The following is a 23,486-nucleotide window of genomic DNA, read 5'->3' on the forward strand; positions in this document are numbered from 1 at the left end:
GCGGTGATAGGCACCCGGATCCGTGCGCTGCGCACCGCACGCGGTATCACCGTCACCGAGCTCGCGCGCCGTGCCGAGGTGTCCACGGCGCTGATCAGCCAGGTCGAACGGGAGCTCGCCGACCCCAGCCTCGTCACCGTGCGCAAGATCGCCCGCGCACTGGACGTGCCGCTGTTCAGCCTCTTCGAGGAGTCCGAACCCGAGGACGTCGCCGTGGTGAGGCGCGAGAGCCGGATGCAGGTGCAGTCGCCGGGCGGCGTCGCCTACTCCCGCATCTCCCCGGGACGCGGCCGCCTCGAGATGATGCAGGGCGTGCTCTCACCAGGTGGCGCGTCGTCGGCGGAACCGTGGTCGCACCCCAGCGAGGAATGCGCGCTCGTGACGGCCGGCAGGCTGGTGGTCGAGGTGGCCGGCACCGAGCACGCACTCAGCGAGGGCGACAGCTGCTACTTCGACTCCCGGCTCCCGCACCGCTACGTCAACCCCTACGACGAGCCCGCCGAGTTCGTCATCTCGGTCACTCCACCGGGCTACTGACCTCGCCACGCGGGCCGCGAATCGTACGTGGTGCGATCCACGGCCCGCACGGCGGTTCAGTCGTCGAGGTCGTCGGCGTCGTCGCGGGCGAGGAAGCTCGCCAACCGCTCCACGGCGTCCTCGAACGCCGGGTTCTGGTCGACGAACGCCCGCAGCCGGTCGGCCAGCCACTCGACGCTGATCTGCTCCTCGCCCCGGCGCTCGGAGAGCTCCTCGATGCCGCGGTCGGTGAAGTACACGCTCGGTCCTGTTCCGGTGCTCAGTCGGTGAGGGCCTCGTTGATCAGGGCCGTCTGCTCCACCTCGTGCACCTTCGACGACCCGGCCGCGGGGGCGGCCATCCGGCGTCGCGACACCCGCTTGAACCCGACGAGCCGCGGCAGCATCTCCGGCAGCACCAGGCCGAAGAACGGCCAGGCGCCCTGGTTGGCCGGCTCCTCCTGCACCCACCGGATGTCCTCGGCGTTGGGGTAGCGATCCAGCACCGCGGCGAGCTGGCGGTCGGGCACCGGGTAGAGCTGCTCGATGCGCACGATCGCGGTGTCGTCGATCTCCCGCTTGTCACGCGCGGCCGCCAGCTCGTAGTAGATCTTGCCGCTGCACATGAGCACCTTGCGGACGCCAGCGGCAGGCCCGTCGGTCTCGCGGTAGCGCGGGTCGTCGATCACCGACCGGAACCGGCCGCCCGTGAAGTCGGACAGCGGGCTCACCACGGCGCGGTTGCGCAGCATCGACTTCGGCGTGAAGACCACCAGCGGGCGGCGCACCCCGTCCATCGCGTGCCGGCGCAGCAGGTGGAAGTAGTTGGCGGGCTCCGACGGAAGCGCCACCGTCATCGACCCCTCCGCGCACAGCTGCAGGAACCGTTCGATGCGCCCGGACGAGTGGTCCGGGCCCTGGCCCTCCAGGCCGTGCGGCAGCAGCAGGACGACGTCGGCGGTCTGGCCCCACTTGGCCTCACCGGACGAGATGAACTCGTCGATGATCGACTGCGCGCCGTTGACGAAGTCGCCGAACTGCGCCTCCCACGCCACGAACGCGTTGGGGTTGGCCACCGAGTAGCCGTACTCGAAGCCGACGGCCGCGAACTCCGAGAGCGCCGAGTCGTAGGGCAGGAACCGGTCCTGGTCCTCGGCGAGGTTGCGCAGCGGGTAGTACTCCTCACCCGTCTTGCGGTCGATCACCACGGAGTGGCGCTGCACGAACGTGCCGCGCCGGGTGTCCTGGCCCGAGAGCCGCACCAGCTTGCCATCCATCGCGAGCGAGCCCAGCGCGATCAGCTCGCCGAACGCCCAGTCGACGCCGCCCTCGCGCGACATCTGGTAACGCCGCTGCAGCACCGGCTTGACCCGCTGGTGCACGGTGAAGCCCTCGGGGAGCTCGACGTGCACGTCGCCGAGGCGGTGGACCACCTCGAGCGACACCGAGGTGTCGAGGTCGACGGGAACGGACTGCTCCTGCTCGACCGAGGGACTCGGCGCGGCCGGCGTCTTCTCCAGCTCCCTGACCTCGTTGAACACGTGCTCGAGCTGGTTGGAGAAGTCGCGAAGCGCGTGCTCGGCCTCCTCCATCGAGATGTCGCCACGGCCGATCAGCGACTCGGTGTAGATCTTGCGAACGCTGCGCTTGGCGTCGATCACGTCGTACATCGCCGGCTGCGTCATCGAGGGGTCGTCGCCCTCGTTGTGGCCGCGCCTGCGGTAGCAGATCATGTCGATCACGACGTCGTTGTTCCACCGCTCGCGGTAGTCGACGGCCAGCTTGGCCACCCACACACACGCCTCGGGGTCGTCGCCGTTCACGTGGAAGACCGGCGCGTCGATCATCTTCGCCACGTCGGTGGAGTACTGCGACGAGCGCGAGTGCTCCGGGGCGGTGGTGAAGCCGACCTGGTTGTTGATCACGACGTGGACCGTGCCGCCGGTGCGGTAGCCACGCAGCTTCGCGAGGTTCAGCGTCTCGGCCACCACGCCCTGCCCGGCGAACGCGGCGTCGCCGTGGAGCATCAGCGGGAGCACGGTGAACCCGCCCTCGCCCTTGTCGAGCAGGTCCTGCTTGGCGCGGACGATGCCTTCGAGCACAGGGTCGACGGCCTCGAGGTGCGAGGGATTGGACGCCAGCGAGACGACGGTCTCGCCGTCGCCGAACATGCGGAAGTACTTGCCCTCGGCGCCCAGGTGGTACTTGACGTCGCCGGAACCGTGGGCCTGGCCGGGGTCGAGGTTGCCCTCGAACTCGCGGAAGATCTGGCTGATCGGCTTGCCGACGATGTTGGCCAGCACGTTGAGCCTGCCGCGGTGCGGCATGCCGATGACGACCTCGTCGAGCTCGTGCTCGGCGGCCTTGTCCAGCACGGCGTCCAGCAGCGGGATGACGGTCTCGCCGCCTTCCAGGGAGAACCGCTTCTGCCCGACGTACTTGGTCTGCAGGAACGTCTCGAACGCCTCGGCCGCGTTGAGCTTGCTCAGCACGTACTTCTGCTCGGCAGAGTTCGGCTTCTGGTGCGGGACCTCGATGCGCTCCTGCAGCCAGGCGCGCTGCTCGGGGTCGGCGATGTGCATGTACTCGGTGCCGATCGTGCGGCAGTAGGCGTCGCGCAGGACGCCGAGCACGTCGCGCAGCTTCATCCGCTCCGAGCCCGCGAAGCCCCCGACGGCGAACTCGCGGTCGAGGTCCCACAGCGTGAGGCCGTGCGAGAGCACGTCGAGGTCGGGGTGGCGGCGCTGGCGGTAGTTCAGCGGGTCGGTGTCGGCCATCAGGTGGCCGCGCGTGCGGTAGGCGTCGATCAGCTCGATCACCCGGGCCGTCTTGTCGACGGCGCCGTCGGGGATGTCCTGCACCCAGCGGACGGGCTCGTACGGCACCCGCAGCGAGCGGAAGATGTCGTCGTAGAAGCCGTCCTCGCCCAGGAGCAGCGCGTGCACCCGGCGCAGGAAGTCGCCGGACTCCGCGCCCTGGATGATGCGGTGGTCGTAGGTGGAGGTCAGCGTGATGATCTTGCTGACGCCGATCTCGGCCAGCCGCTCCGCGCTGGCGCCCTGGAACTCGGCCGGGTACTCCATGGCCCCGACGCCGATGATCGCGCCCTGGCCCTGCATGAGCCGCGGCACCGAGTGGTTGGTGCCCAGCGTGCCTGGGTTGGTGAGGGTGATCGTGGTGCCACCGAAGTCCTCGGCCTGCAGGTTGCCACCCCGTGCCTTGCGGACCATGTCCTCGTAGGCCGACCAGAACTGGGCGAAGTTCATCGCCTCGCAGCCCTTGATCGAGACGACCACGAGGGACCGCTGCCCGTTCTTGCCGGCCAGGTCGATCGCGAGCCCGAGGTTGACGTGGTCGGGCTGGACGACGGTGGGCTTGCCGTCCTCCTCGAGGAAGTGCCGGTTCATGACCGGGAAGTCGGCGATCGCCTTCACCAGTGCGTACCCGATGAGGTGGGTGAAGGAGATCTTCCCGCCCCGGGTGCGCTGGAGCTGGTTGTTGATCACCACGCGGTTGTCGGCGAGCAGCTTCGCCGGCACCGCACGCACGCTCGTGGCCGTGGGGACCGTGAGCGAGGCGTTCATGTTCTTGACCACGGCACCGGCGGCACCGCGTAGCGGCGAGACGCTGCCCTCGCCGCCCGTCGGGCTGGGCTTCGCGGCCTGGGAGGTGGTGCCGGCCGCAGGCTTGTCGCCGCCCGTGGTCGCGGCCGCGCTCGTGGCAGGGGTCCTCTCGGCGGAGGTCCCGCCGCCCTTCGCCGGAGCCGTGGCCTTCGTGGGCGGGGCGCTCTTGGTGGGGCTGCTCGTGGCGGCCGAACCCTTGGTGGCAACGCCGTTGGGGGAGCTCTTCGTGGTGGCGGGCGGGGTCATCGCCTTGCGGTCGCCGAGACGACCACGCTCGCTGGGCTCGGCGGGCTCGGCGCTGGGAGCGGGCGCGGGGGCGACGGTGGTGGCCGATCGCGCGGCGGGACGGGCCTGCGCGCCGTTGCCGTCGGGGCTGGTCTTCTCGTCAGCGGGACGGTAGTCAGCGAAGAACTCGTGCCACGCGGAGTCCACCGAGCTGGGGTCGTCGAGGAAGCGCTGGTACATCTCCTCGACGAGCCATTCGTTGGGCCCGAACTGGCCTGCTGTATTCGAGGTACTACTGCTGGACACGCTGAAGACCGCCTTGATCGGATCGCTTCGTCATCGCCGAGGACTGCACCCCAGGTTAGTCCTCCTGGATGAGGACCGGGTACCGCGCGCCCGGGGGAGGCGGTGTTCGAGTCGCCACTGCCTGTGATCAGCTGCGGGGGATGTCGCCGGGCGCGTCGACCAGGGCTGTGCGTACGGCGGTGGTGCTGATGACGGTGCCCTCGCGCAGTCCGCAGCGCGAGTCGGTGCGGAGGGTGTCGCGTTCGCCTGCGAACTGGCCGTCGGCCGGGTCGATCAACAGCTCGGTGCGGGTCCGGCCCGCGTCATGGACGATGGCGAGGCACTGCACGCCGTCCACGTTCAGCACGTGCTCCTTCAGCGTGACCTCGGGTAGGCACGTGAGGGCGCGGTAGAACGCGGCCCGCAGCTCGGCGGGCACCAGCGCCGTGCGCAGTGTGGTGACGGCGGCGGCGAACGGGCCGAACCAGCTCCCGGGGTTGTCCTCCTGCAGGCGTGCGAGCAGGGCGGCCGGGTCGGTCGGGAGGCCGAGGATGAACTGCGGTGTGGGGGACTGCCAACTGCCCCGCCGCGGCGTGACCGGGCCGCAGAACTGGTCGAACTCCGCGGGCTCGTCGGTGCGGAACTCGCCGTAGCGCGCACGGAACCGGCCGACGGGCGCGACGTCCCGCAGATCGAAGCCGTCCTCCGCGGCCTCCTGGGCGGAGCCCATCAGCCAGGTCTGCGCGCCGGTGAGCTCGCGGTCCAGCACCCACTCGCGCTCCGGACGAGCCGGCACCCACTGCCGGACCCGGTGCTCGGTGAGGTGCTGATGCAGGCCGAAGGTTCCGAGCCACCATGCGTGCGTCTCGACATACCTGTACTGGTCAGGTGCCATCGATCGGTCGGACACGGCGATGGCTAGGTCGAGCACGCGCGCTCCTGCGGTCGTTAGGGAGTGTCGACACAGAGTGTGGCTTGGTGACGGTCCGTGGAACGAATCGGCCCCCCTCGGTCAGGAGATCCATTCCTTGACCTGGGCGAGCAGCTTGAGTGGTTCGGTGCCGACCGGATTCACGTGCAGGTGCGTGACGCCGGCCTCGCCCAGGGCGGCGATCCGCTCCCGCACGTGCGACGGCGACCCGATGAGCGTGACCTTGTCGACGAACTCGTCCGGCAGTGCCGCGGCGGCCTCCTCCTTGTGGCCGTCGAGGTAGAGGTCCTGCACGAGCTTCGCCTCGTCGGCGAAGCCCTGGCGGCGGAAGACCGTGTTGTAGAAGTTGCGGCTGCGCGCGCCCATCCCACCGATGTAGAGGGCGAGCATCCCGCGGGCGAGCCGGCGAGCGGGCTCGAACATCTCCTCCTCGAGGGCCAGGATCCCGCCCCCGGTGATCTGCAGCGGGCCCAGCTCGGGAGCGCGCTTGGCATACCCGGCGTCCAGCGCGGGGCCGAAGACCTCACGCAGCTTCTCCGGCATCAGCACGGTCGGCAGCCAGCCGTCCGCGAGCTCGGCCGTCATCTCGACGTTCTTGTCACCCAGTGCGGCCACCCAGACGGGGATGTCGGCCCGGCGCGGGTGGTTGATCAGCTTGAGCGGCTTGCCCAGCCCGGTGCCCTGGTCCTCCGGAAGCGGGATCGGGTACAGACCCTCGTTGGTGAGCCGCTCCCGGCGCCACACCTTCCGGCAGATCTCGATGATCTCCCGCGTGCGGGCGACGGGCTTGTCGTACGGAACGCCGTGGAAGCCCTCGATCACCTGCGGCCCGGACGCGCCGAGGCCCAGGATCATGCGCCCGCCCGACAGCGCGTCCAGACCGGCCGCGGTCATCGCCGTCAGTGTGGGGGTGCGGCTGTAGATGGGAAGGATCCCGGAGCCGATCTGCACCCGCTCCGTCGTGGCAGCGAGGTACCCCATGAGCGACACAGCGTCGAAGCTGTAAGCCTCTGCGACCCAGACGACGTCGAGACCCACCTGCTCCATCGCGACCACGGATTCCGCGTTGCGGATCGGGTCGTCGCCGTACTGGAGTTGAGTCGACAGCAGCATAGGAGTACCCAACACAGGGGTTACTGGGCAGTCAAGAAGCCCGTTCCGATCACACTGCCCGGACTGTCCGTGATGGGGCAATCGACGCACGGCAACGCGCCACGTTGCGAGTCGCCCTTCCCCGCCCGCGAGTTGCCGACCACCCATCGGTGAGATGCCGGTTGATCGTTGGTTGCGGACCGGGGACCGGGCCAGACGCGGTTGTGGGGCCCGAAACGCTGATCATGGCCGCGCGCGGGTCGGGTGCCGGCCGGTTCCCTCGAGCTCGTGTTCCGGCTTTCGGGTCCTGATCGTTGGTTGGGGGCCAGGGGCTGCTCCAGGCGCGGCGCAGGCGCCCGAGGCGGTGATCATGGCCGCCGGCGGCGTGTGCCGGCCGGCGTCCCCATGCGGGTGGGCCCAGGTCTCGGGTCGTGATCACTGGTCGGGGACCCGGGACCGCGCCAGGTGACGTTGCGCGTCCCGAACCGTTGATCACTTCCGATGTGAGCTGCCCGTCGCGGATGCCGGGCAGCCGGGCCCGGCCGCGTGATGACGGCCTCGGTCAGGCGCGCAGGTGATCGTCCAGGAACTGGATGGTGCGGTCCCAGGCGACCCGGGCCGAGGCCTCGTCGTACATCGACGGGGCGTCCCAGTTGGAGAAGGCGTGGCCCGCGTCGTAGCGGTACACGGTGGCGTCCGGTCGCCCGGCCATCGCCTGCTCCACGGCCTCGATGTCCTCGGCCGGGATGAACGGGTCGCGGTCGCCGTAGTGGAAGAGGATGGGGCACTCGATCTTGTTCGCCATGTCGAGCATTCCGCGGATGGCGGAGCCGTAGTAGGACACCACCGCGTCCGGCCCGTGGCCGTCCACACGGGAGTTGGCGGCGAAGAGGTAGGCGAGCGCGCCGCCGAGGCAGAAGCCCACGCCGCCGACCTTGCCGTTGCAGGCGGGCATTGCGCGCATGTGGGCGAGCGTGGCGGTGATGTCGGAGCCGGCCAGCGGGAAGTCGAGCTGCTGGACGCGCTCGATGCCCTCGGCCATGCCCGACTCGTCCTTGCGCTCGAACCTGGGCTCGATCCGCCAGAACATGTCGGGAGCGAGCACCAGATAGCCGGCGGCCGCGAGCCGTTCGGCGAGCCCGCGGATGTTGTCGTTGATGCCGAAGATCTCCTGGAAGATCAGCACGCCCGGTGCTGAGTCGGAATCCGGGACGGCGCAGAACGCGTCGAAGACCCCTCCGTCGGCCGCGGTGATCTTCTCGTAATGGGTGCTGACCATGGATGGAAGCGTAACTAGGCTCTGGTTGTGAGGTTCCGAGTCGTCCCGGCTGCGTACGTTCTACCCCTGCGGCGGGTCGGTCAGATTGACGAAGTGCTCCTGCAGTTGCGCCGCGGCACGGGTTACATGGACGGGCACTGGGCTGCTGCCGCCGCCGGTCATGTGGAGGTCGACGAGTCCGTGCAAGCGGCCGCGTGCCGCGAGGTCGCGGAGGAGCTCGGCATCGCCGTCGAGCCCGCCGACCTCGTGCCGCTCACCACGATGCACAGGACGCAGGGCAACCACAACGAGATCGACGAGCGGGTCGACTTCTTCTTCGCCTGCCGGAGCTGGACCGGCGAGCCGCGCCTGATGGAGGAGGCGAAGGCCGCGGACCTGCGCTGGTACAGCCTCGACGACCTGCCCGAACCGCTCGTGCCGCACGAGCGGTTCGTGCTGGCCGGGATGCGGGGAGCGGACCTCCCCGCGATCGTCAGCTACGGCTTCTGACGGGCTGCCCGCGCTAGACCAGCTTGCGCTCCCGCCCCTCCCAGTACGGCTTGCGCAGCTCCTTCTTGAGCACCTTGCCGGTGAGGTTGCGCGGCAGCTCCTCGCGGATCTCCACGGACTTCGGGCACTTGAAGCCGGCGAGCCGTTCACGGCAGTACTCGAGCAGCGCCTCGCCGTCGATCTCCGTGTTCGGCGCCGCGACCACGATCGCCTTGGGGACCTCGCCCCACCGGTCGTCGGGCACGCCGATCACCGCGACGTCGGCGACGTCCGGATGCTCGGCCAGCACCCGCTCGATCTCGGCTGGATAGATGTTCTCCCCGCCGCTGATGATCATGTCCTTGATCCGGTCGGTAACGTAGACGTAGCCGTCGGCGTCGACGTGACCGCCGTCGCCCGAGCGCAGCCAGCCGTCGGACGTGATGGCGGCCGCGCTCTCGTCCGGCTTGCCCCAGTACCCGCTCATCAGCTGTTCGGTGCGCACCCAGATCTCGCCCGGCTCACCGGTGGCCACGGGCTCGCCCGTGGCGGGGTCGCGGATCTCGATCTCGACGCCGTGGATCGGCGTGCCGGCCGAGACGAGGCGGTGCGCCGCGGACGGGTCGTCGTGATCCTCCGGACCCAGCGAGCTCACCACCCCGCAGGCCTCGGTCATTCCGTAGACCTGGTGCATCACGCCGGGGAAGAGCTTCAGGCAGGCGCGCATCACCGGCAGCGGCATCGGGGACGCGCCGTAGGACAGTGCGGCGAGCGAGGAGAAGTCGCGGTCGGCCACCCCCGGCACCTGGCTGATCGCAGCGAGCAGCGCGGGCACGAGGAACGTGTGCGTGATCCGCTCGGACTCGAGCATCTCCACCACGGCGCCCGGATCGGGCAGCCGCAGCATCATGATCTGCGCCCCGGCGAGGATCGCGAGCAGCGAGTAGCTGGTGCCGCCGACGTGGAACAGCGGCATCGCCACCTGCACCCGCGCATCGATACCGATCTCGAAGTCGACGGCGACGTTGCGGGCATGGGCGAGCATGCCGCGGTGGGTGAGCATCGCGCCCTTCGGGAACCCGGTGGTGCCCGACGTGTAGAGCTGTACGAAGCAGTCCTCCGGCTTGGAGGGGTGTACCTGCACGTCGGGCTGCTGGGCGGCCAGCCAGGCCTCGTACTCGTCGTCGGGCCCGCCCACCCGGATCACGCGCTCGACGGTCGGCAGCCGGTCGCGCACCTGCTCGACGGCCGCGGCGAACTCGGGCCCGACGAACAGGATCCGGGCCGCCGCGTCGTTGACGACGTAGACGATCTCCGGAGGCGCCAGGCGGAAGTTGACCACGGCGTTGGCCGTGCCGATCTGCGCGCAGGCCAGTGTGAGCTCGATGCAGGACGGGTGGTTGAGGTCGAGGACCGCCACCCGGTTGCCCGGCAGGAGCCCCTCGGCGCGCTGTGCCGCCGCGTTCTGCCGTACCCGCCGCGCGAGCTCCGACCAGGTTCGGGCGACGCTGGTGCCGAAGCGGATCGCGACGGCGTCCGGACGCTCCGTCTCCCATCGCGCGAGCGTCGAGGTGACATCGGTGAGCTGGCTGGTCATGCGGCCTCCCGGCGACGGCGACGGCGAGCGGGGCTTGGGGATAGCGGAGAACAATCACAGCGGCGAGCCGCATGCTAGCCAGGAGTGAGCGCCGCGAGAACCCGATCGCGGGGAACCAGGGGGCCAGTCGGTGAGTGATCGCCGCTGCTGACTACGGTGACGACAATCGCCCCCCGTGTCGCCCCCAGCAGGCGCCGACCGCTCGGAGTCCCGGCATGAGTTCTCCACTGCAGGTCCCACGCATGCGTGCCACCGCGCGTCGGGTCAAAGCGGGAGGTGAACGGTTCCTCGGCGGCGTGTTGCCCGGGGCGTCGTCCCGGAGACTGCGGGAGGCCGCGTTCGCCGATGACTGGGCCGCCGCCAACATGGAGGCCCGAGCCGCCACCGGGCCGCTGTGGGTCGTGCTCGGCGACTCGGTGAGCCAGGGGATCGGCGCCACCACCCGCGAGGTGGGCTATGTCGGCGTCGTGCACGAGCTGCTGCGCCGTCGCGACGCCTGGCGTGTAGTGAACCTGTCGCGCGCGGGCGCCGGCGTCGCGGACGTTCTCGGCCGCCAGCTGCCCGAGCTGGCCGCGCTCACCGCCGAGCAGCCTGCCGCGCTCGTGAGCTGCATCATCGGCATCGAGGACGTCGCGCGCCGCACATCGGGCCTGGACACCTCACTGCGGCAGGTGATCGCCGCCCTGCCCACGGGCTCCGTCGTCGGCACCATCCCGCGCATCGGGAGCGGCCGGCCGAACCCGGCCCTCGACTCCGTGATCCGCGAGGAGGCGGCGCGCCACCAGCTGCGCATCGCCGAGCTGCCTTCCAACCCCGGCCGGGGTCGCGACCACTCGATCCTCGGCGACGTCGGGCACTCCGCATGGGCCAAGGCCATGATCGCCGCGATCGACGGGCCGCCGGCCGAGATCGCCTCGACCACCGACCCCGCCATCCCCGTGGTGCCCGCTGTGCCCGACCCCAGCTAGCCCGCTCCGGTCGCATGAACGATCGGAGCGGCCGCATCACCGTCCATGAGCTGAGCAAGCAGTTCGGGTCGGTCGTCGCGGTGGACGGTGTGAGTTTCTCCGTGGAGCCCGGGGCGGTCACCGGCTTTCTCGGCCCCAACGGCTCCGGCAAGACCACGACCCTGCGGATGATCCTCGGCCTCGTCACGCCCACCGCGGGTGGCGCGCAGGTCAACGGCGGGCCGTACGCGGAGCTGCCCGAGCCGGCCCGGGTCGTCGGCGCGGTGCTGGAGGCGCAGGGGTTCCACCCGGCCCGCACCGCACGCAATCACCTGTTGGCGTGCGCGGCCGCGATCGGGGTGCCGGACGCCGCTGTCGACCACGTGCTCACCTCCGTCGGTCTCGGCCAGGACGCCGATCGCGCCGTCCGCGGCTACTCCTTGGGGATGCGGCAGCGGCTCGCCCTGGCCGTGGCGCTGCTCGGTGACCCGCAGATCCTGATCCTCGACGAGCCGGGCAACGGGCTCGACCCCGAGGGCATCGCGTGGATGCGGGCGTTCCTGCGCGGCTTCGCAGGCCAGGGCCGCACGGTGCTCGTGTCGAGCCACGTGCTCGCCGAGGTCGAGCAGACCGCCGACCACCTCGTGGTGATCAGCAGGGGGCGCTGCGTGTTTCAGGGGCCGCTCGCGCAGCTGCGGGGTTCGCGCCGCGCGCGCGTCCTGGTGTGGTGCTCCTCGCCCGTGCAGCTGGCGGAGGCGCTGGCCCGCACCGGGATCCTGGAGATCGACACCCTCCCTGACGGGCGGCTCGGGGTGGCGGGAGCCGACCCTGTGCACATCGGGAACGTGGCGCTGGGCGCGGGCGTGGCGATCTACGGGATGGTGGAGGAGAAGATCGACCTGGAGCAGCTGTTCTTCCAGCTCACCGCCACCCCGTGGGGGGCGGGCTGATGGTCCGGCTGCTGCGCGCCGAACTACGCAAGGTGCTCTCCACGAAGCTGTGGTGGGCGCTGCTCGCGCCCGCGGTGCTGCTGTCGATCATCATCAACGTGTTCGGTGGGTTGTTCACCGCCGCGATCCCCGCCGAGGACGGCAGGCTGCCGCTCCTGCTCGGGTCGCTCGCCTACGCGCTGGGCCTGACGGGCGTGTTCGCGGCCTGCTACGGGGTCGTCGCCACGGCGGGGGAGTTCCGCCACCGGACGATCACCACCACCTACCTGCTCGGTCCGCGGCGCGGGCAGGTGCAGCTGGCCACCATGGCCTCCTGCGCCGCGGTCGGGGCCGTCTACGGGGCGGTCGTGGCGGTGTTCGGTGTGCTGGCCGGGCTCGCGGGTGATGCGGGGACAGCGTTTCCCGGCGGGGCCGAACTGCTCGCGGTCAGCTTCATCGGCATGGCCGTGGCCGCACTCTGGGCGGCGCTGGGATCCGCTCTGGGTGTGCTGATCGGCAACCAGGTGGGCGGGCTCGTCGGGATTCTCGTGTACCTGCTGCTCGGAGAACTGCTGATCTCCGGCCTGCTCAACAGCTCCGACTCCGACACACTCCCACGGCTCACGCCCTACCTGCCGGGCAACGCCGGTGACGTCGCGATCTACGACATTCCCGCTCACGTGCTCGGGGGCGACGAGATCGCCGACACCGTGGTCGAGGGCCTCGCCGGTGTCACGGACCCACCGCCGTGGTGGGGTGCTCTGCTCGTGCTCGTGGTGTGGACGGCCGCGGTGGCGGCGACGGGATGGGTGGTAGGCGGCCGTCGCGATGTGACGTGATCTTCCGGGCGTTGGCGCGAGAGTGTCGGCGACGCGTCATACGGTGTGTTCGTGCTCGACACTGCTTCCCCCGGCTGGATCCGCCGGCTTGTCCGAGCCTCCTTCCGCCACCGCGGCATCGCGATCGGCGCATTGGTCGCATCGGTGTTCGGCGTCAGCCTGGACGCCATCGGGCCACTGCTCACCCGTGTAGCCGTCGACGACGCGGTGGTCGGATCCACCGCCGTGCTCGGTGCGGTGGTGGTGGCGTACCTGGTGCTGGCGGCCTTCCGCTTCGGCGCGGCGTTCCTGCGCCGCTATCTGGGCGGCAGGCTCGCCCTCGACGTGCAGCACGACCTTCGCCGGCAGGTCTTCGACGCCGTGCAGCGCCTCGACGGGGAGCGCCAGGACGCCCTGCGCACCGGCCAGGTCGTCTCCCGGGCCATCACCGACCTGCAGCTCGTGCAGTCGCTGCTGTCGATCGTGCCGCTCTCGATCGGCAGCGTCGTGCTGGTGGTGGTGTCGATCGGCGCGATGCTGTGGCTCTCACCGCTGCTCACGGTGGTGGCGCTCGTGATGCTGCCCGGCGCCACGTGGATCGCGCTGCGCAGCCGCACGAAGCTGTTCCCGGCCACCTGGTCGGCGCAGCAGCGTGCCGCCGACATCGCGCAGCACGTGGAGGAGACGGTCACCGGCGTCCGGGTCGTCAAGGGCTTCGGGCAGGAGGGCCGCGAGGTCCGCGCGCTCGAGCGTGCCGCGGTCCGGCTCTTCGGCGAACGCATGCGTGCCGCGCGGCTCACCGCCCGGCTCAACCCCACGCTGCTCGCGCTGCCCACGCTCGGCCAGGTCGGGGTGATCGGCTTCGGTGGCTGGCTCGCCTTGAACGGCTCGATCAGCCTCGGCACCTTCCTCGCCTTCACCACCTACGTCGCGCAGCTCGTCGCGCCCGCGCGCACCCTCGCGGCGCTCGTGGTGAGCGCGCAGCTCGCGCGCGCCGGGGTCGAGCGCGTGTACGAGCTGGTCGACTCCCGCCCCGACGTCGTCGACCCGCCCGATCCCCGGTCGCTGCCCGAGGGCCCGCTGTCCGTCGAGCTCGATCACGTCCGGTTCGGCTACGGCAGGCGCGAGCCTGTGCTGAACGGCGTCTCGCTGCGTGTCGAGCCGGGCGAGACCTTGGCGCTGGTGGGCCCCGCGGGATCAGGGAAGTCCACAGTGGCGCTGTTGCTGCCACGCTTCTACGACCCCCAGGACGGCGAGCTGCGGCTGGGCGGGGTGTCGCTGCCGCAGCTGCGGCTGGGCGACCTGCGGCGTGAGCTCGGCGTGGTGTTCGAAGAGGCTTTCCTGTTCTCCGACACCATCAGGGCCAACATCGCCTACGGCCGTCCCGAGGCGAGCGACGAGGAGGTGCAGGCGGCGGCGCGGGCGGCGCAGGTCGAGTCGTTCGTGGAGACGTTGCCCGACGGCTACGACACCCTCGTCGGCGAGCGCGGGCTGACACTGTCGGGTGGGCAGCGCCAGCGCATCGCGCTCGCCAGAGCCATGCTCACCGAACCGCGCGTACTCGTGCTCGACGACGCCACCTCCGCCGTCGACACCGCTACCGAGGCGGCCATCCACGAGACACTGCGCACCCTCACCGCCGAGCGCACCACGCTGCTGGTGGCGCACCGTCGTTCCACCCTCGCCCTGGCCGACCGGATCGCCGTGCTCGACGGCGGCCACGTGGTCGACGTGGGCACGGAGGCCGAGCTGCTGCAGCGGTGCGCGCTGTTCCGGGAGCTCCTCGCCGTGGGTGGGCCATCGCTGGACGAGACGGCCGCCACCGCCGCGGCGAGTGCGCCCCCTGCGCCCTGCCTGCCGCGGCACGTGGGTGCCACGCCGGAGCTCTGGCCAGAACCCGACGCCACCGCTTCGGCCGCCGCGGCATCAGGAGCGGCTCTCCGCGCGGCTGCCGCGGCGGCCGGTGTGCCGGGGGGCGGCCTGCGCGCGGGAGGTGGCGCGGGCCGCGGCGGTGCAGGCCGGGGCGGTGGCATGGGAGGCGGCGGATCGGCCGCGATGGCGGGCGCCATGCCCGCCACACCGGAGCTGCTGGCCGCGGTACAGGCGCTGCCGCCCGCCACCGAACAGCCGCGCCTCGGCGACCTCGACCCCGCCGCGCCCGACCCTGGCTTCCGGCTGGCGCGGCTGCTGCGCCCGGTGCGCGCGCTGCTCGTCCTCGCGATCGTGCTCGTGGCTCTCGACGCCCTCAACGCGCTCATGTTCCCGAGCGTCGCGCGCCTCGCCGTCGACGGCGGGATCTCCGCACACTCGCCGGGCGTGCTGCTCACGGCCACGCTGGTGGGAATCGGGCTGGTGGCGATCGGGTGGTTCGTGGTGGCCGCGCAGACCGTCGTGGCCTCGCGGGCCGGGGAGAGCCTGCTCTACCTGCTGCGGGTGCGCAGCTACGCCCACCTGCAGCGGCTCGGGCTCGACTACTACGAGCGCGAGCTGTCGGGCCGGATCATGACCAGGATGACCACCGACGTCGACGCGCTCTCGACGTTCCTGCAGACCGGGCTGGCGCAGGCGGTGGTCAGCCTGCTCACGATCGTCGGGGTGGCCGTGGCGCTCCTCGTCACCGATGCGGAGCTGGCGCTCGTGGCGCTCGCCGCGCTGCCCGTGCTGGTGATCGCCACCGTGGTGTTCCGCAGGCTGTCGTCGGTGGCATACGCCGACGCCCGCGAGAAGGTCAGCATCGTCAACGCCGACCTTCAGGAGAACGTCTCGGGTGTGCGTGTCGCGCAGGCCTACGTCCGGGAGGAGCACAGCGCCACCACCTTCGGCGAGCGCAGCCTGGCGTACCGCCACTCACGGCTGCGCGCGCAGCGCTACATCGCCATCTTCTTTCCCTTCGTGGCGTTCCTTTCCGACGTCGCGCAGGCGGTGGTGCTGGGCGTCGGAGCGGCCCGCGTCGCGTCCGGTGAGCTCACTCCGGGCGTGCTCACGGCGTTCCTGCTCTACCTCGGGCTGTTTTTCGCTCCCGTGCAGCAGCTCTCGCAGGTGTTCGACGGCTACCAGCAGGCCCGTATCGGGCTCACCCGCATCTCCGGCCTGCTGCGCACGCCCTCTTCGGTGCCCCCGGAGCCCGTGGGTCGCCCGGTGCCGGTTCCCCCGCGCCTGCGCGGTGAGGTGGAGCTGCGCGACCTCGGGTTCTCCTACGCCGGGGCCGAGCGGCCGGCCCTCGAACACGTGTCCCTGCGGGTGGCGCCCGGCGAGACGATCGCGCTGGTCGGAGCCACCGGCGCGGGCAAGTCCACAGTGGTCAAGCTGCTCGCCCGGTTCTACGAAGCCGGCACGGGCGCGGTGCTCGTCGACGGGGTGGACGTGCGGAGCTACCCGCTGGGCGAGTATCGGCGCAGGCTCGGCATCGTCCCGCAGGAGCCGCATCTGTTCACCGGTGACGTCGCCGCCAACATCGCCTACGCCCGCCCGGACGCCACTCCTGCCGAGATCGAGGCCGCGGCCCGCGCCGTCGGAGCGCTGGACCTGGTGCGCAGCCTGCCTGCCGGGTTCCGGCAGATGGTCGGGGAGCGCGGGCAGGGGTTGTCGGCCGGGCAGCGACAACTGGTGGCGCTCGCCCGAGCGGAGCTGGCCAACCCCGACCTGCTGCTGTTCGACGAGGCCACTGCCGCGCTCGACCCTGCCACCGAGGCCGCTGTGCTCGCCGCGAGCGACCGCGTGACGTCCCGGCGCACCGCGTTCGTGGTCGCACACCGGCTGGCCACGGCCGCACGGGCCGACCGGATCGTGGTGCTCGACGGCGGTCGCATCGTCGAGACGGGGACGCATGCGGAACTGCTTGCCGCGGGCGGCTACTACGCCCGGCTGTGGCAGGCGGGAGAGCTGGAGCCCGCGGCATAGACCCGAGCGGGAACCGCGGCCCGGCCGAAACGGAATCGGCGGGCGGCGCCCGGCCGGTTGGAGAACTCGATTTCGTAAAATCGTCGGCGGAGAATACCCGAACATGCTCGTCCGTGATTTCCGAGTGTGCGGGGTGATCCGGCCATGGCTGATGACTACCCTCGGAGTAGTCGAATTCGGTCCGACCGGTGGCGGCCGGAGAATGGCGGAAGGAACCTGGCGCGATGGTGGTGCAAGGTGATCTTGTGGCGCTGACGGCTGCGGAAGCCGCCCGGCGCATCCGTGCCGGGAGCCTGACATCGGTGCAGCTGGTCACGGCCTGTCTGGAGCGGATACAGGAGCGCGACCCCGATCTCGCGGCCTGGGTCGACGTGGATGCGGAGTCTGCGCTGGCGGAGGCCGCGGTGCGTGATGCCGCAGCGCCGCAGGGCGCGCTGCACGGCGTTCCGGTCGGTATCAAGGACAACGCCGACGCCGTGCCCTTCTTCACCCGTTTCGGATCGCCGATCTACCGGAATAACAAACGCTGCCGGGATGCGGCACATGTGGCGAAGCTGCGTGCCGCGGGTGCGGTGATTCTGGGGAAAACGGTCACCACGGAATTCGCCACCTTTCCGCCCGGCCCCACGCGCAACCCGAGGGCACCCGGCCGCACCCCGGGCGGTTCCTCTTCCGGTTCGGCGGCGGCGCTGGCCGATCACCATGTGCCGCTCGCGACCGGAAGCCAGACCGTGAGTTCGCTCGTTCGCCCTGCCGCTTTCTGCGGCGTGTACGCCTGGAAGGCGAGCTTCGGCCGTCTGCCACTGGAGGGCGTGCTCGCCACCTCCGCCACGCTGGACACGTTGGGCTTCCTGGCGCGCTCGGTCGACGACTTCCTGTTGCTGCACGAGATCTTCCTCGGCGAACTGCCTCGGCCGCCCGCGCGTACGAGCCTGCGCATCGGACTGCATGCTGGTCCGACCTCGAACGACTGGCACCCGGAGATGCAGGGTCTGCTGGCCCGGGCCGGCGAGACGCTGCGGCAGGCGGGGATGTCGGTGGTCGACGTCGATCCGATGCCCTTCTCGGTGGACGCGGGCATCGAGCGTCACTGGCAGATCATGACGCACGAGATCGCGGCGCTGCTCGCGCCGCGCATCCAGGGTGAGGAGTCGCAGGTCACCGCCGCGCTTCTCGACATGCTGGAGGAGGGTCGTCGCGTCAGCCGGGCGACCTACGTCGAGGCCATGGAAGGTCGCGAATCCGACCGGGCGGCCCTCGCCGGGATGTGGGCGGACTGCGATCTGCTGCTCACCCCGGCGGCACTGGGCCCTGCCACGCCCGGCCTGGACAGCACGGGTGACCCTCTGTGCGGCAGGTTGTGGAGTTACCTGGCGGTGCCCAGCATCGCTTGCCCGATGGGGGCCACCGAGGCCGACCGCCTTCCGCTGGGCCTGCAGACGATCGGCCCGGAGGGCCAGGATGGCGCCACGATGCTGGCCACGAAGATCATCGCCGACATCGTCGGCTCGCCCTTCGCTCCCTGACCTCACGAGCCGAACGGCCACCGTCGTCGAGCCGTACCGGGCATTGTGTCCCACGAAACGGTCGAATCCTGCCCGATGTCGGGCAGGAAAGTTGGGTTTCCACCCCTGCGCAGGGCACTATCTCCTCTCGTGCCCGCCGGACCATACGACGACCTGATCGCCCACCTGGTTCGTAGCACCCCGCTCAATGCGAGCGAGGCGGCGCGGGTGGTGGCTGAGGTGGTCGGGTACTTCGCCGAGCAGCTGCCGGATTTCGTCCGGCGGCGGCACGCGGAGCTGAAGAACCGCGGGCTCACGAACGACCAGATCTTCGCAGTGCTGGGAGCCGAGCTGGCGTCACGGCGGGTCGCGCCACCGCCGCAGTCGGCCCGCCAACTGCGGCGGATGGTCTACGGCTAGTCGACCGGGAGGAACTGTATGTGCGGCATCGTCGGTTACGTGGGGCCCCAGGACGCTGCTCCGATCCTGCTGGAGGGGCTAGGGCGGCTGGAGTACCGCGGCTACGACAGCGCCGGGCTCGCACTGAGTGCCAAGGGCGGGCTGAAAGTACGCAAGGTGAGCGGCCGGGTCGCCGACCTCGCGGCCGATCTACCGGCCCGGTTCAAGGGGGCGCCCGGCATCGGGCATACGCGCTGGGCCACGCACGGCGAGCCGAGCGAGACCAACGCCCATCCGCAGCTGGACACGGCGGGCCGGATCGCCGTGGTGCACAACGGGATCATCGAGAACGCTGACGAACTCCGTGCCAAGCTCACCGCCGACGGCGTCGAGTTCGCCTCACAGACCGACACCGAGGTCGTGGCGCACCTGGTGGCGGCGGCGTTCGCGGCGGGGGCGGGCGACCTGGAGCAGGCCGTGCGGCAGGCGCTGCGTCAGGTCGTCGGGGCCTACGGGCTCGCGGTGCTGGACGCGGAGCACCCGGACCGGATCGTCGTCGCCCGCAACGGCAGCCCGGTGCTGCTGGGCGTCGGCGAGAAGGAGATGTTCGTGGCGTCCGACGTCGCCGCGCTGATCGGGTACACCCGCCAGGTCGTCTACCTCGACGACGGCGAGCTCGCGACGATCACCGCGGGCGGCTACCGCACCTACACCCTCGACGACCGGTCCACGGCGAAGAGCCCGTCCACCATCGACTGGGACGTGGTCGGGGCCGAGATCGGCGACCACGCGCACTACCTGATCAAGGAGATCCAGGAGCAGCCGAGGACGATCGAGCGGGCGCTGAAGGGCCGTATCGACGAGCGGTTCGCCACCGCGCACCTCGGCGGGCTCAACCTCACCGTGCGCGAGGCCCGGGAGATCCGCCGTGTGAAGATCCTCGGCTGCGGCACGGCGTGCTACGCGGGCGAGCTCGGCGCTCAGCTGATCGAGGACCTGGCCCGCGTGCCGGCCACGGCGGAGGCGGCGTCGGAGTTCCGCTACCGCAACCCGGTGGTGGAGCCCGACACGCTCTACGTCGCCGTCAGCCAGTCAGGGGAGACGATCGACACGCTCGCCGCGGTGCAGGAGCTGCAGCGCAAGGGCGGCCGCGTGATCGGGATCGTCAACGTCGTCGGCTCCACGATCGCCCGCCAGGTGGACGGCGGCATCTACCTGCACGCCGGCCCGGAGATGTCGGTGGCCGCCACAAAGTCGTTCACCTCCACGGTGGCCGCGTTCGCGCTGCTCGCGCTGCACCTCGGGCGGATCCGGGACCTCTCGCCCGAGCAGGGGCGCCGGATCATCGCAGGGCTGCTCGCGCTGCCCGGTCAGGTCGCACAGATCCTCGAGCAGGAGGACGCGATCGCCGAGGTGGCCCGCGGGATCGCCACGAGCAACAGCATGCTGTTCGTCGGCCGCAGGCGGGGATGGCCGGTGGCTCGCGAGGGCGCGCAGAAGCTCAAGGAGATCTCCTACGTGCACGCAGAGGCCTACCCCTCGGCCGAGCTCAAGCACGGCCCGCTCGCGTTGGTGAGCCCCGAGATGCCGACTGTCGCGATCGTCCCCGACGACGATCTGCTCGACAAGAACACCTCGACGCTGTCGGAGATCAAGGCGCGCAAGGGGCCGGTGATCGCGATCGCCCACCGGGAGCTGCCCGACCTCGCCGACCGCACCCTGGTGATCCCGAGGAGCGAGCCCGAGCTCGATCCGATCCTGCTCTCGATCCCGCTCCAGATCCTCGCCTATCACGCCGCAGTGGCGCTGGGGCGCGACGTGGACAAGCCCCGCAACCTCGCCAAGAGCGTCACCGTGGAGTAGTTCCGGCCAACCACGGACAGAGGGCGGCCGGCTCGATGCACATGGGCACGTGCGGGTGGCCGACGTAGGTCTCCACCGGCCCGTCGGTGCGCCAGCCCAGGCGGTGGAAGAACCGTTCGTTGGCCACCTGCACGTGCGCTCGCATCAGCCGTGCTCCGCGAGCGCCCGCCGCGGCCACGGCGCACCGCACCAGCGGGGCGCCGATGTTCGCAGCCCGGAACTCCGGAAGCACCGCGAGCCGGTCGCCCAGCCACTCACCCGGCCCCGTCGGATAGAGCCGGACCGCGCCCGCCGGACGCCCGGCGTGCAGCGCGAGCACGTGGATCACGTCGGTACGTGCGTCGTGGGCGTCGGCGTCGGAGCCGGTGAACAGGCCCTGCTCCGCCACGAACACGGCGTGCCGGATGCGGTGGTGTGCACCGAGACCGGCGGCGTCGTGGGCCGGGCGACAGTGCACGGGGTCGATGCCGACCAGCACGTTCACCGGCGGGCGTGGGCGTATCCGCGGCACACGCGGTAGCACCGGTGCGCTCATCGTCGGTCCTCGCCGCGCAAGGAGCGCCGCTCGTCCAGGCGGTCCGCCGATGCGCTCGCGCCCTCGCTCACGCCGGGCGCCTGCCGATCTGCAGCAACGGGGCCCCACCCGGTGCGCCGCTGCCGGTCGGCCCGCACGGTGCGGGCGCGCCGGCGTGCTGCACGAGGTTCAGCGAGGAGCAGGCCTGGCACCGGGCACAACCGGCGACAGCCGTCTCGGCGCCGAGCCCGCGCTCGGCGAGGAAACCGGCGACCTTGCGGTAGATCGGCTCGGTGTACTCGCGCGACGGCGCGGGCACATCCTGCATGAGCGACCCGGACACGGGCCGCAGCGGCACCACGAACGGGTAGACGCCGATGTCGACGGCGCGCTTGCACATCTGCACCGTCAGCTCGGGGTCCTCGCCCATGCCGAGGATGACGTAGGTGGAGACCCGGCCCTCGCCGAACAGCGCGACGGCGTGCTCCCACGTGCGGAAGTACGTCTCGATGCCGGTGCGGAACTTGCCGGGCGCGACGCGGGCGAGCACCGCCGGGTCGAACGACTCGACGTGGATGCCGAGCGCGTCCACGCCCATGTCGTGCACCTGGTCGATGGTCGTGAGATCGCGCGGCGGCTCGAACTGCACCTCCACCGGCAGCCCGGCGGCCTCCTTCACCGCCTGCCCGCACCGGGCGACGTAGAGCGCCCCCCGGTCGGGCGCGACCGACGAGCCGGTGGTGAGGGTGGCGTCGACCGCGCCGTCCAGTTCCTTGGCGGCGACGGCCACCTCGGCGAGCATCTCCGGCGTCTTCTTCGCGATCGTGCGGCCCGCGGCGAGGGAGAGCCCGATTCCGCAGAAGCCGCACTGGTCGGAGTTGCCCCAGTAGTTGCACGCCTGCACGACGGTGGATGCGAGCGAGTCCAGGTGCAGCAGCGCGATCTGGTGGTAAGGAATGCCGTCGGCGGTGGTGAGGTCGTAGAACCGGGGTCTGGCCGTGCCCGAGACGGAGGCGAGCTTGATCCCGTCGCGGTAGATGCCCTGGCCGTCGTCCTCGGCCCGCAGCGAATAGGGCGATGACTCGCTGGGCGGCACGGTGACGGGCACGCCCTCGATCCACAGCATGCCCGAGTCCGACGGGCCGGCCCCGCCCTGGCGGGACGTCTCCAGCCGGGTCTCCAGCCGAAGACCCAGGCTCTGCAGTTCCATGATCAACCCGGCTACCCCGAGAGTGGTGCCGTCGTCCACCGCGGTCATGCGGCCCCCTGACGTTTACTAGAGTGGGTGATCGTGTCCTATAGGAGACCGACGGCCCGTGCCGTGTCAAGCGAAGGTGTCGCAGTGCCACGGGTGGCGCTCGTCAGCCACTCGACGACCCCGCGCGGTGGGCACGTCCACACGCTGGGGCTCGCGGAGGCGCTGCACCGGGCAGGCCACCCCGTGCACCTCGTGGCGCTCGGCGACCCGGCCGCCGGGTTGTACCGGCCCACGGTCGCGCCGCACACCGTGCTTCAGGGACCGTCCCGTGCGGGGACCACGCTGGAGGAACGCGTGCTCGCCGCCATCGACCTGCTCGCGTGGGGGCTGGCCGGGCGCATCGGCGAGTTCGACGTCCTGCACGCCCAGGACTGCATCGCCGCCCGCGCAACGCTTCGAGCCCGCGAGGCGACGGGCGCGCCCGTCCGCGTCCTGCGGACCGCGCATCACGTCGACGACTTCACCACGCCCGTGCTGATCGACTGTCAGCGCCGGGCGATCACCGAGCCGGATCGGGTGTTGGTGGTGAGTGAGCAGTGGCGGACGATCCTGCGGGGGGAGTTCGGCGTGGCAGCCACCGTGGTGCCGAACGGCGTCGACGCCGCGCGGTTCCCCGCGGTCCCGGTGGTCGACCGGGCGGCGTTGCGCGAGCGGGTGGGCGCCCACGGTCCGTTGCTGCTCGCCGTGGGCGGCATCGAGCCACGCAAGGGGAGCGTCGTCGCGTTCCGGGCGCTCGCGCAGCTCGCCGCCGAGGCCGACGCCGATCGCTCGCCGCGCCCGCTGCTCGCCGTGGTCGGGGGCCACTCGTTCCAGGATTTCGCGCCGTACCGCGAGGCCGCGCTCGCCGAGCTGCCCGCACTCGGGCTGCAGGCCGGCCGGGACGTCGTGGAGCTCGGCACCGTGAGCGATGCGGATCTCGGTGCCTGGTACGCCGCCGCCGACGTCCTCGCGTACCCGTCGCTGAAGGAGGGGTTCGGGCTGGTCGCGATCGAGGCGATGAGCCAAGGGCTCCCGGTCGTCGCCAGCGACGTGCCGGTGTTCGGCGAGTATCTGACCGGCGGCGTGGACGCCTTGCTTCCGGCCGCGGGCGATCCAGCCGCGCTGGCCGCAGCCCTGCACGCCGTGCTGACCGACGACGGGCTGCGTGAGCGGTTGCGCGTGGCCGGTGCGGCGGTGGCGGCGCGCTTCACCTGGGACGCCGCGGCGGCGCGGCACTCCGCGATCTACACCGAGCTCGCCGCAGACACCCCTCCGGTCCAGGTGTGACCATCGCCGCACGCAACCGGGCCATGCGGCGCGTCGCCTCCGCAACCTCGCAGGTCGGTAGGTGCCCGCCAC

18 protein-coding genes are annotated in these 23,486 nt (G+C 71.2%); 10 read left to right on the forward strand and 8 right to left on the reverse strand.

Translation table 11 applies throughout. The annotated features are described in order from the left end of the window. Positions 1 to 3: 3 nt before the first annotated feature. Entirely contained in the window at positions 4 to 537 is a 534-nt protein-coding gene (locus MMF94_RS08555; protein WP_241035765.1) for a helix-turn-helix domain-containing protein, read from the forward strand. 56 nt (positions 538 to 593) lie between these two features. On the opposite strand, the gene MMF94_RS08560 is transcribed toward MMF94_RS08555, so the two are convergent. The 5 genes from MMF94_RS08560 to MMF94_RS08580 form a co-directional block, all read right to left on the reverse strand. Further along, the gene (locus tag MMF94_RS08560) at positions 594 to 776 is read right to left on the reverse strand and encodes a DUF6104 family protein (protein WP_241035766.1); all 183 of its coding nucleotides are present in this window, start codon (positions 774 to 776) and stop codon (positions 594 to 596) included. A 20-nt stretch (positions 777 to 796) separates the two neighbouring features. Further along, positions 797 to 4,603 carry a multifunctional oxoglutarate decarboxylase/oxoglutarate dehydrogenase thiamine pyrophosphate-binding subunit/dihydrolipoyllysine-residue succinyltransferase subunit gene (locus MMF94_RS08565; protein WP_241036020.1) on the reverse strand — a complete coding sequence of 1,269 codons (3,807 nt, stop codon included), beginning with the start codon at positions 4,601 to 4,603 and terminating at the stop codon, positions 797 to 799. A gap of 193 nt (positions 4,604 to 4,796) precedes the next feature. Next, positions 4,797 to 5,579: a hypothetical protein gene (locus tag MMF94_RS08570; RefSeq protein WP_241035767.1), complete on the reverse strand. Its 783-nt coding sequence runs from the start codon at positions 5,577 to 5,579 to the stop codon at positions 4,797 to 4,799. An 81-nt stretch (positions 5,580 to 5,660) separates the two neighbouring features. Then, positions 5,661 to 6,692 carry an LLM class F420-dependent oxidoreductase gene (locus tag MMF94_RS08575; protein WP_241035768.1) on the reverse strand — a complete coding sequence of 344 codons (1,032 nt, stop codon included), beginning with the start codon at positions 6,690 to 6,692 and terminating at the stop codon, positions 5,661 to 5,663. A 541-nt stretch (positions 6,693 to 7,233) separates the two neighbouring features. After that, a complete protein-coding gene (locus MMF94_RS08580; RefSeq protein ID WP_241035769.1) occupies positions 7,234 to 7,950 on the reverse strand; it encodes a dienelactone hydrolase family protein in 717 nt (238 codons plus the stop codon). Between the two features lie 93 nt (positions 7,951 to 8,043). On the opposite strand from MMF94_RS08580, the gene MMF94_RS08585 reads away from it, so the two are divergent. Then, positions 8,044 to 8,439, forward strand: coding sequence for an NUDIX domain-containing protein (locus MMF94_RS08585; RefSeq protein ID WP_241035770.1), 396 nt, complete (start codon positions 8,044 to 8,046; stop codon positions 8,437 to 8,439). 13 nt (positions 8,440 to 8,452) lie between these two features. Here MMF94_RS08585 and MMF94_RS08590 read toward each other — a convergent pair whose 3' ends face one another. Beyond that, positions 8,453 to 10,015: a long-chain-fatty-acid--CoA ligase gene (locus MMF94_RS08590; RefSeq protein ID WP_241035771.1), complete on the reverse strand. Its 1,563-nt coding sequence runs from the start codon at positions 10,013 to 10,015 to the stop codon at positions 8,453 to 8,455. Positions 10,016 to 10,230: 215 nt separating this feature from the next. Between MMF94_RS08590 and MMF94_RS08595 the strand changes: the two genes are divergently transcribed. From MMF94_RS08595 to glmS, 7 genes are all read left to right on the forward strand, one after another. Continuing rightward, the gene (locus MMF94_RS08595; protein WP_241035772.1) at positions 10,231 to 10,983 is read left to right on the forward strand and encodes an SGNH/GDSL hydrolase family protein; all 753 of its coding nucleotides are present in this window, start codon (positions 10,231 to 10,233) and stop codon (positions 10,981 to 10,983) included. Positions 10,984 to 10,997: 14 nt separating this feature from the next. Next, positions 10,998 to 11,912, forward strand: coding sequence for an ABC transporter ATP-binding protein (locus MMF94_RS08600; protein ID WP_241035773.1), 915 nt, complete (start codon positions 10,998 to 11,000; stop codon positions 11,910 to 11,912). Then, on the forward strand, positions 11,897 to 12,730 hold the full coding sequence (locus MMF94_RS08605) for an ABC transporter permease (protein ID WP_241035774.1): 834 nt from the start codon (positions 11,897 to 11,899) through the stop codon (positions 12,728 to 12,730). Before MMF94_RS08600 ends, MMF94_RS08605 begins: the two co-directional genes overlap by 16 nt. 51 nt (positions 12,731 to 12,781) lie before the next feature. Further along, entirely contained in the window at positions 12,782 to 16,609 is a 3,828-nt protein-coding gene (locus MMF94_RS08610; protein WP_241035775.1) for an ABC transporter ATP-binding protein, read from the forward strand. Positions 16,610 to 16,833: 224 nt separating this feature from the next. Next, entirely contained in the window at positions 16,834 to 18,135 is a 1,302-nt protein-coding gene (locus MMF94_RS08615) for an amidase (protein ID WP_241035776.1), read from the forward strand. Between the two features lie 129 nt (positions 18,136 to 18,264). After that, positions 18,265 to 18,534 (forward strand): hypothetical protein, encoded by a 270-nt coding sequence (locus MMF94_RS08620; RefSeq protein WP_241035777.1) that lies wholly within the window; start codon positions 18,265 to 18,267, stop codon positions 18,532 to 18,534. 18 nt (positions 18,535 to 18,552) lie between these two features. After that, complete coding sequence (gene glmS, locus MMF94_RS08625) at positions 18,553 to 20,376, forward strand: glutamine--fructose-6-phosphate transaminase (isomerizing) (protein ID WP_241035778.1); 1,824 nt, start codon at positions 18,553 to 18,555, stop codon at positions 20,374 to 20,376. Here glmS and MMF94_RS08630 read toward each other — a convergent pair. Both MMF94_RS08630 and MMF94_RS08635 read right to left on the reverse strand, forming a co-directional pair. Continuing rightward, positions 20,363 to 20,911, reverse strand: coding sequence for an MSMEG_0567/Sll0786 family nitrogen starvation N-acetyltransferase (locus MMF94_RS08630; protein WP_241035779.1), 549 nt, complete (start codon positions 20,909 to 20,911; stop codon positions 20,363 to 20,365). The two genes, glmS and MMF94_RS08630, sit on opposite strands and share 14 nt — an antisense overlap. A gap of 67 nt (positions 20,912 to 20,978) precedes the next feature. Then, positions 20,979 to 22,148, reverse strand: coding sequence for an MSMEG_0568 family radical SAM protein (locus MMF94_RS08635; RefSeq protein ID WP_241035780.1), 1,170 nt, complete (start codon positions 22,146 to 22,148; stop codon positions 20,979 to 20,981). An 84-nt stretch (positions 22,149 to 22,232) separates the two neighbouring features. Between MMF94_RS08635 and MMF94_RS08640 the strand changes: the two genes are divergently transcribed. Continuing rightward, positions 22,233 to 23,414 (forward strand): MSMEG_0565 family glycosyltransferase, encoded by a 1,182-nt coding sequence (locus tag MMF94_RS08640; protein WP_241035781.1) that lies wholly within the window; start codon positions 22,233 to 22,235, stop codon positions 23,412 to 23,414. The last annotated feature ends 72 nt before the right edge of the window (positions 23,415 to 23,486 follow it).

The organism is Pseudonocardia alaniniphila (assembly GCF_022524485.1).
Classification (GTDB): Bacteria; Actinomycetota; Actinomycetes; order Mycobacteriales; family Pseudonocardiaceae; genus Pseudonocardia; species Pseudonocardia alaniniphila.

What these genes read in the sequence shown, in the direction of transcription:
- MMF94_RS08595 (WP_241035772.1), top strand. Translation starts at nt 10,231, where the DNA reads ATGAGTTCTCCACTGCAGGTCCCACGCATGCGTGCCACCGCGCGTCGG.
- MMF94_RS08600 (WP_241035773.1), top strand. Translation starts at nt 10,998, where the DNA reads ATGAACGATCGGAGCGGCCGCATCACCGTCCATGAGCTGAGCAAGCAG.
- glmS (WP_241035778.1), top strand. Translation starts at nt 18,553, where the DNA reads ATGTGCGGCATCGTCGGTTACGTGGGGCCCCAGGACGCTGCTCCGATC.
- MMF94_RS08615 (WP_241035776.1), top strand. Translation starts at nt 16,834, where the DNA reads ATGGTGGTGCAAGGTGATCTTGTGGCGCTGACGGCTGCGGAAGCCGCC.
- MMF94_RS08580 (WP_241035769.1), bottom strand. Translation starts at nt 7,950, where the DNA reads ATGGTCAGCACCCATTACGAGAAGATCACCGCGGCCGACGGAGGGGTC.
- MMF94_RS08565 (WP_241036020.1), bottom strand. Translation starts at nt 4,603, where the DNA reads ATGTACCAGCGCTTCCTCGACGACCCCAGCTCGGTGGACTCCGCGTGG.
- MMF94_RS08635 (WP_241035780.1), bottom strand. Translation starts at nt 22,148, where the DNA reads ATGACCGCGGTGGACGACGGCACCACTCTCGGGGTAGCCGGGTTGATC.
- MMF94_RS08575 (WP_241035768.1), bottom strand. Translation starts at nt 6,692, where the DNA reads ATGCTGCTGTCGACTCAACTCCAGTACGGCGACGACCCGATCCGCAAC.
- MMF94_RS08590 (WP_241035771.1), bottom strand. Translation starts at nt 10,015, where the DNA reads ATGACCAGCCAGCTCACCGATGTCACCTCGACGCTCGCGCGATGGGAG.
- MMF94_RS08630 (WP_241035779.1), bottom strand. Translation starts at nt 20,911, where the DNA reads ATGAGCGCACCGGTGCTACCGCGTGTGCCGCGGATACGCCCACGCCCG.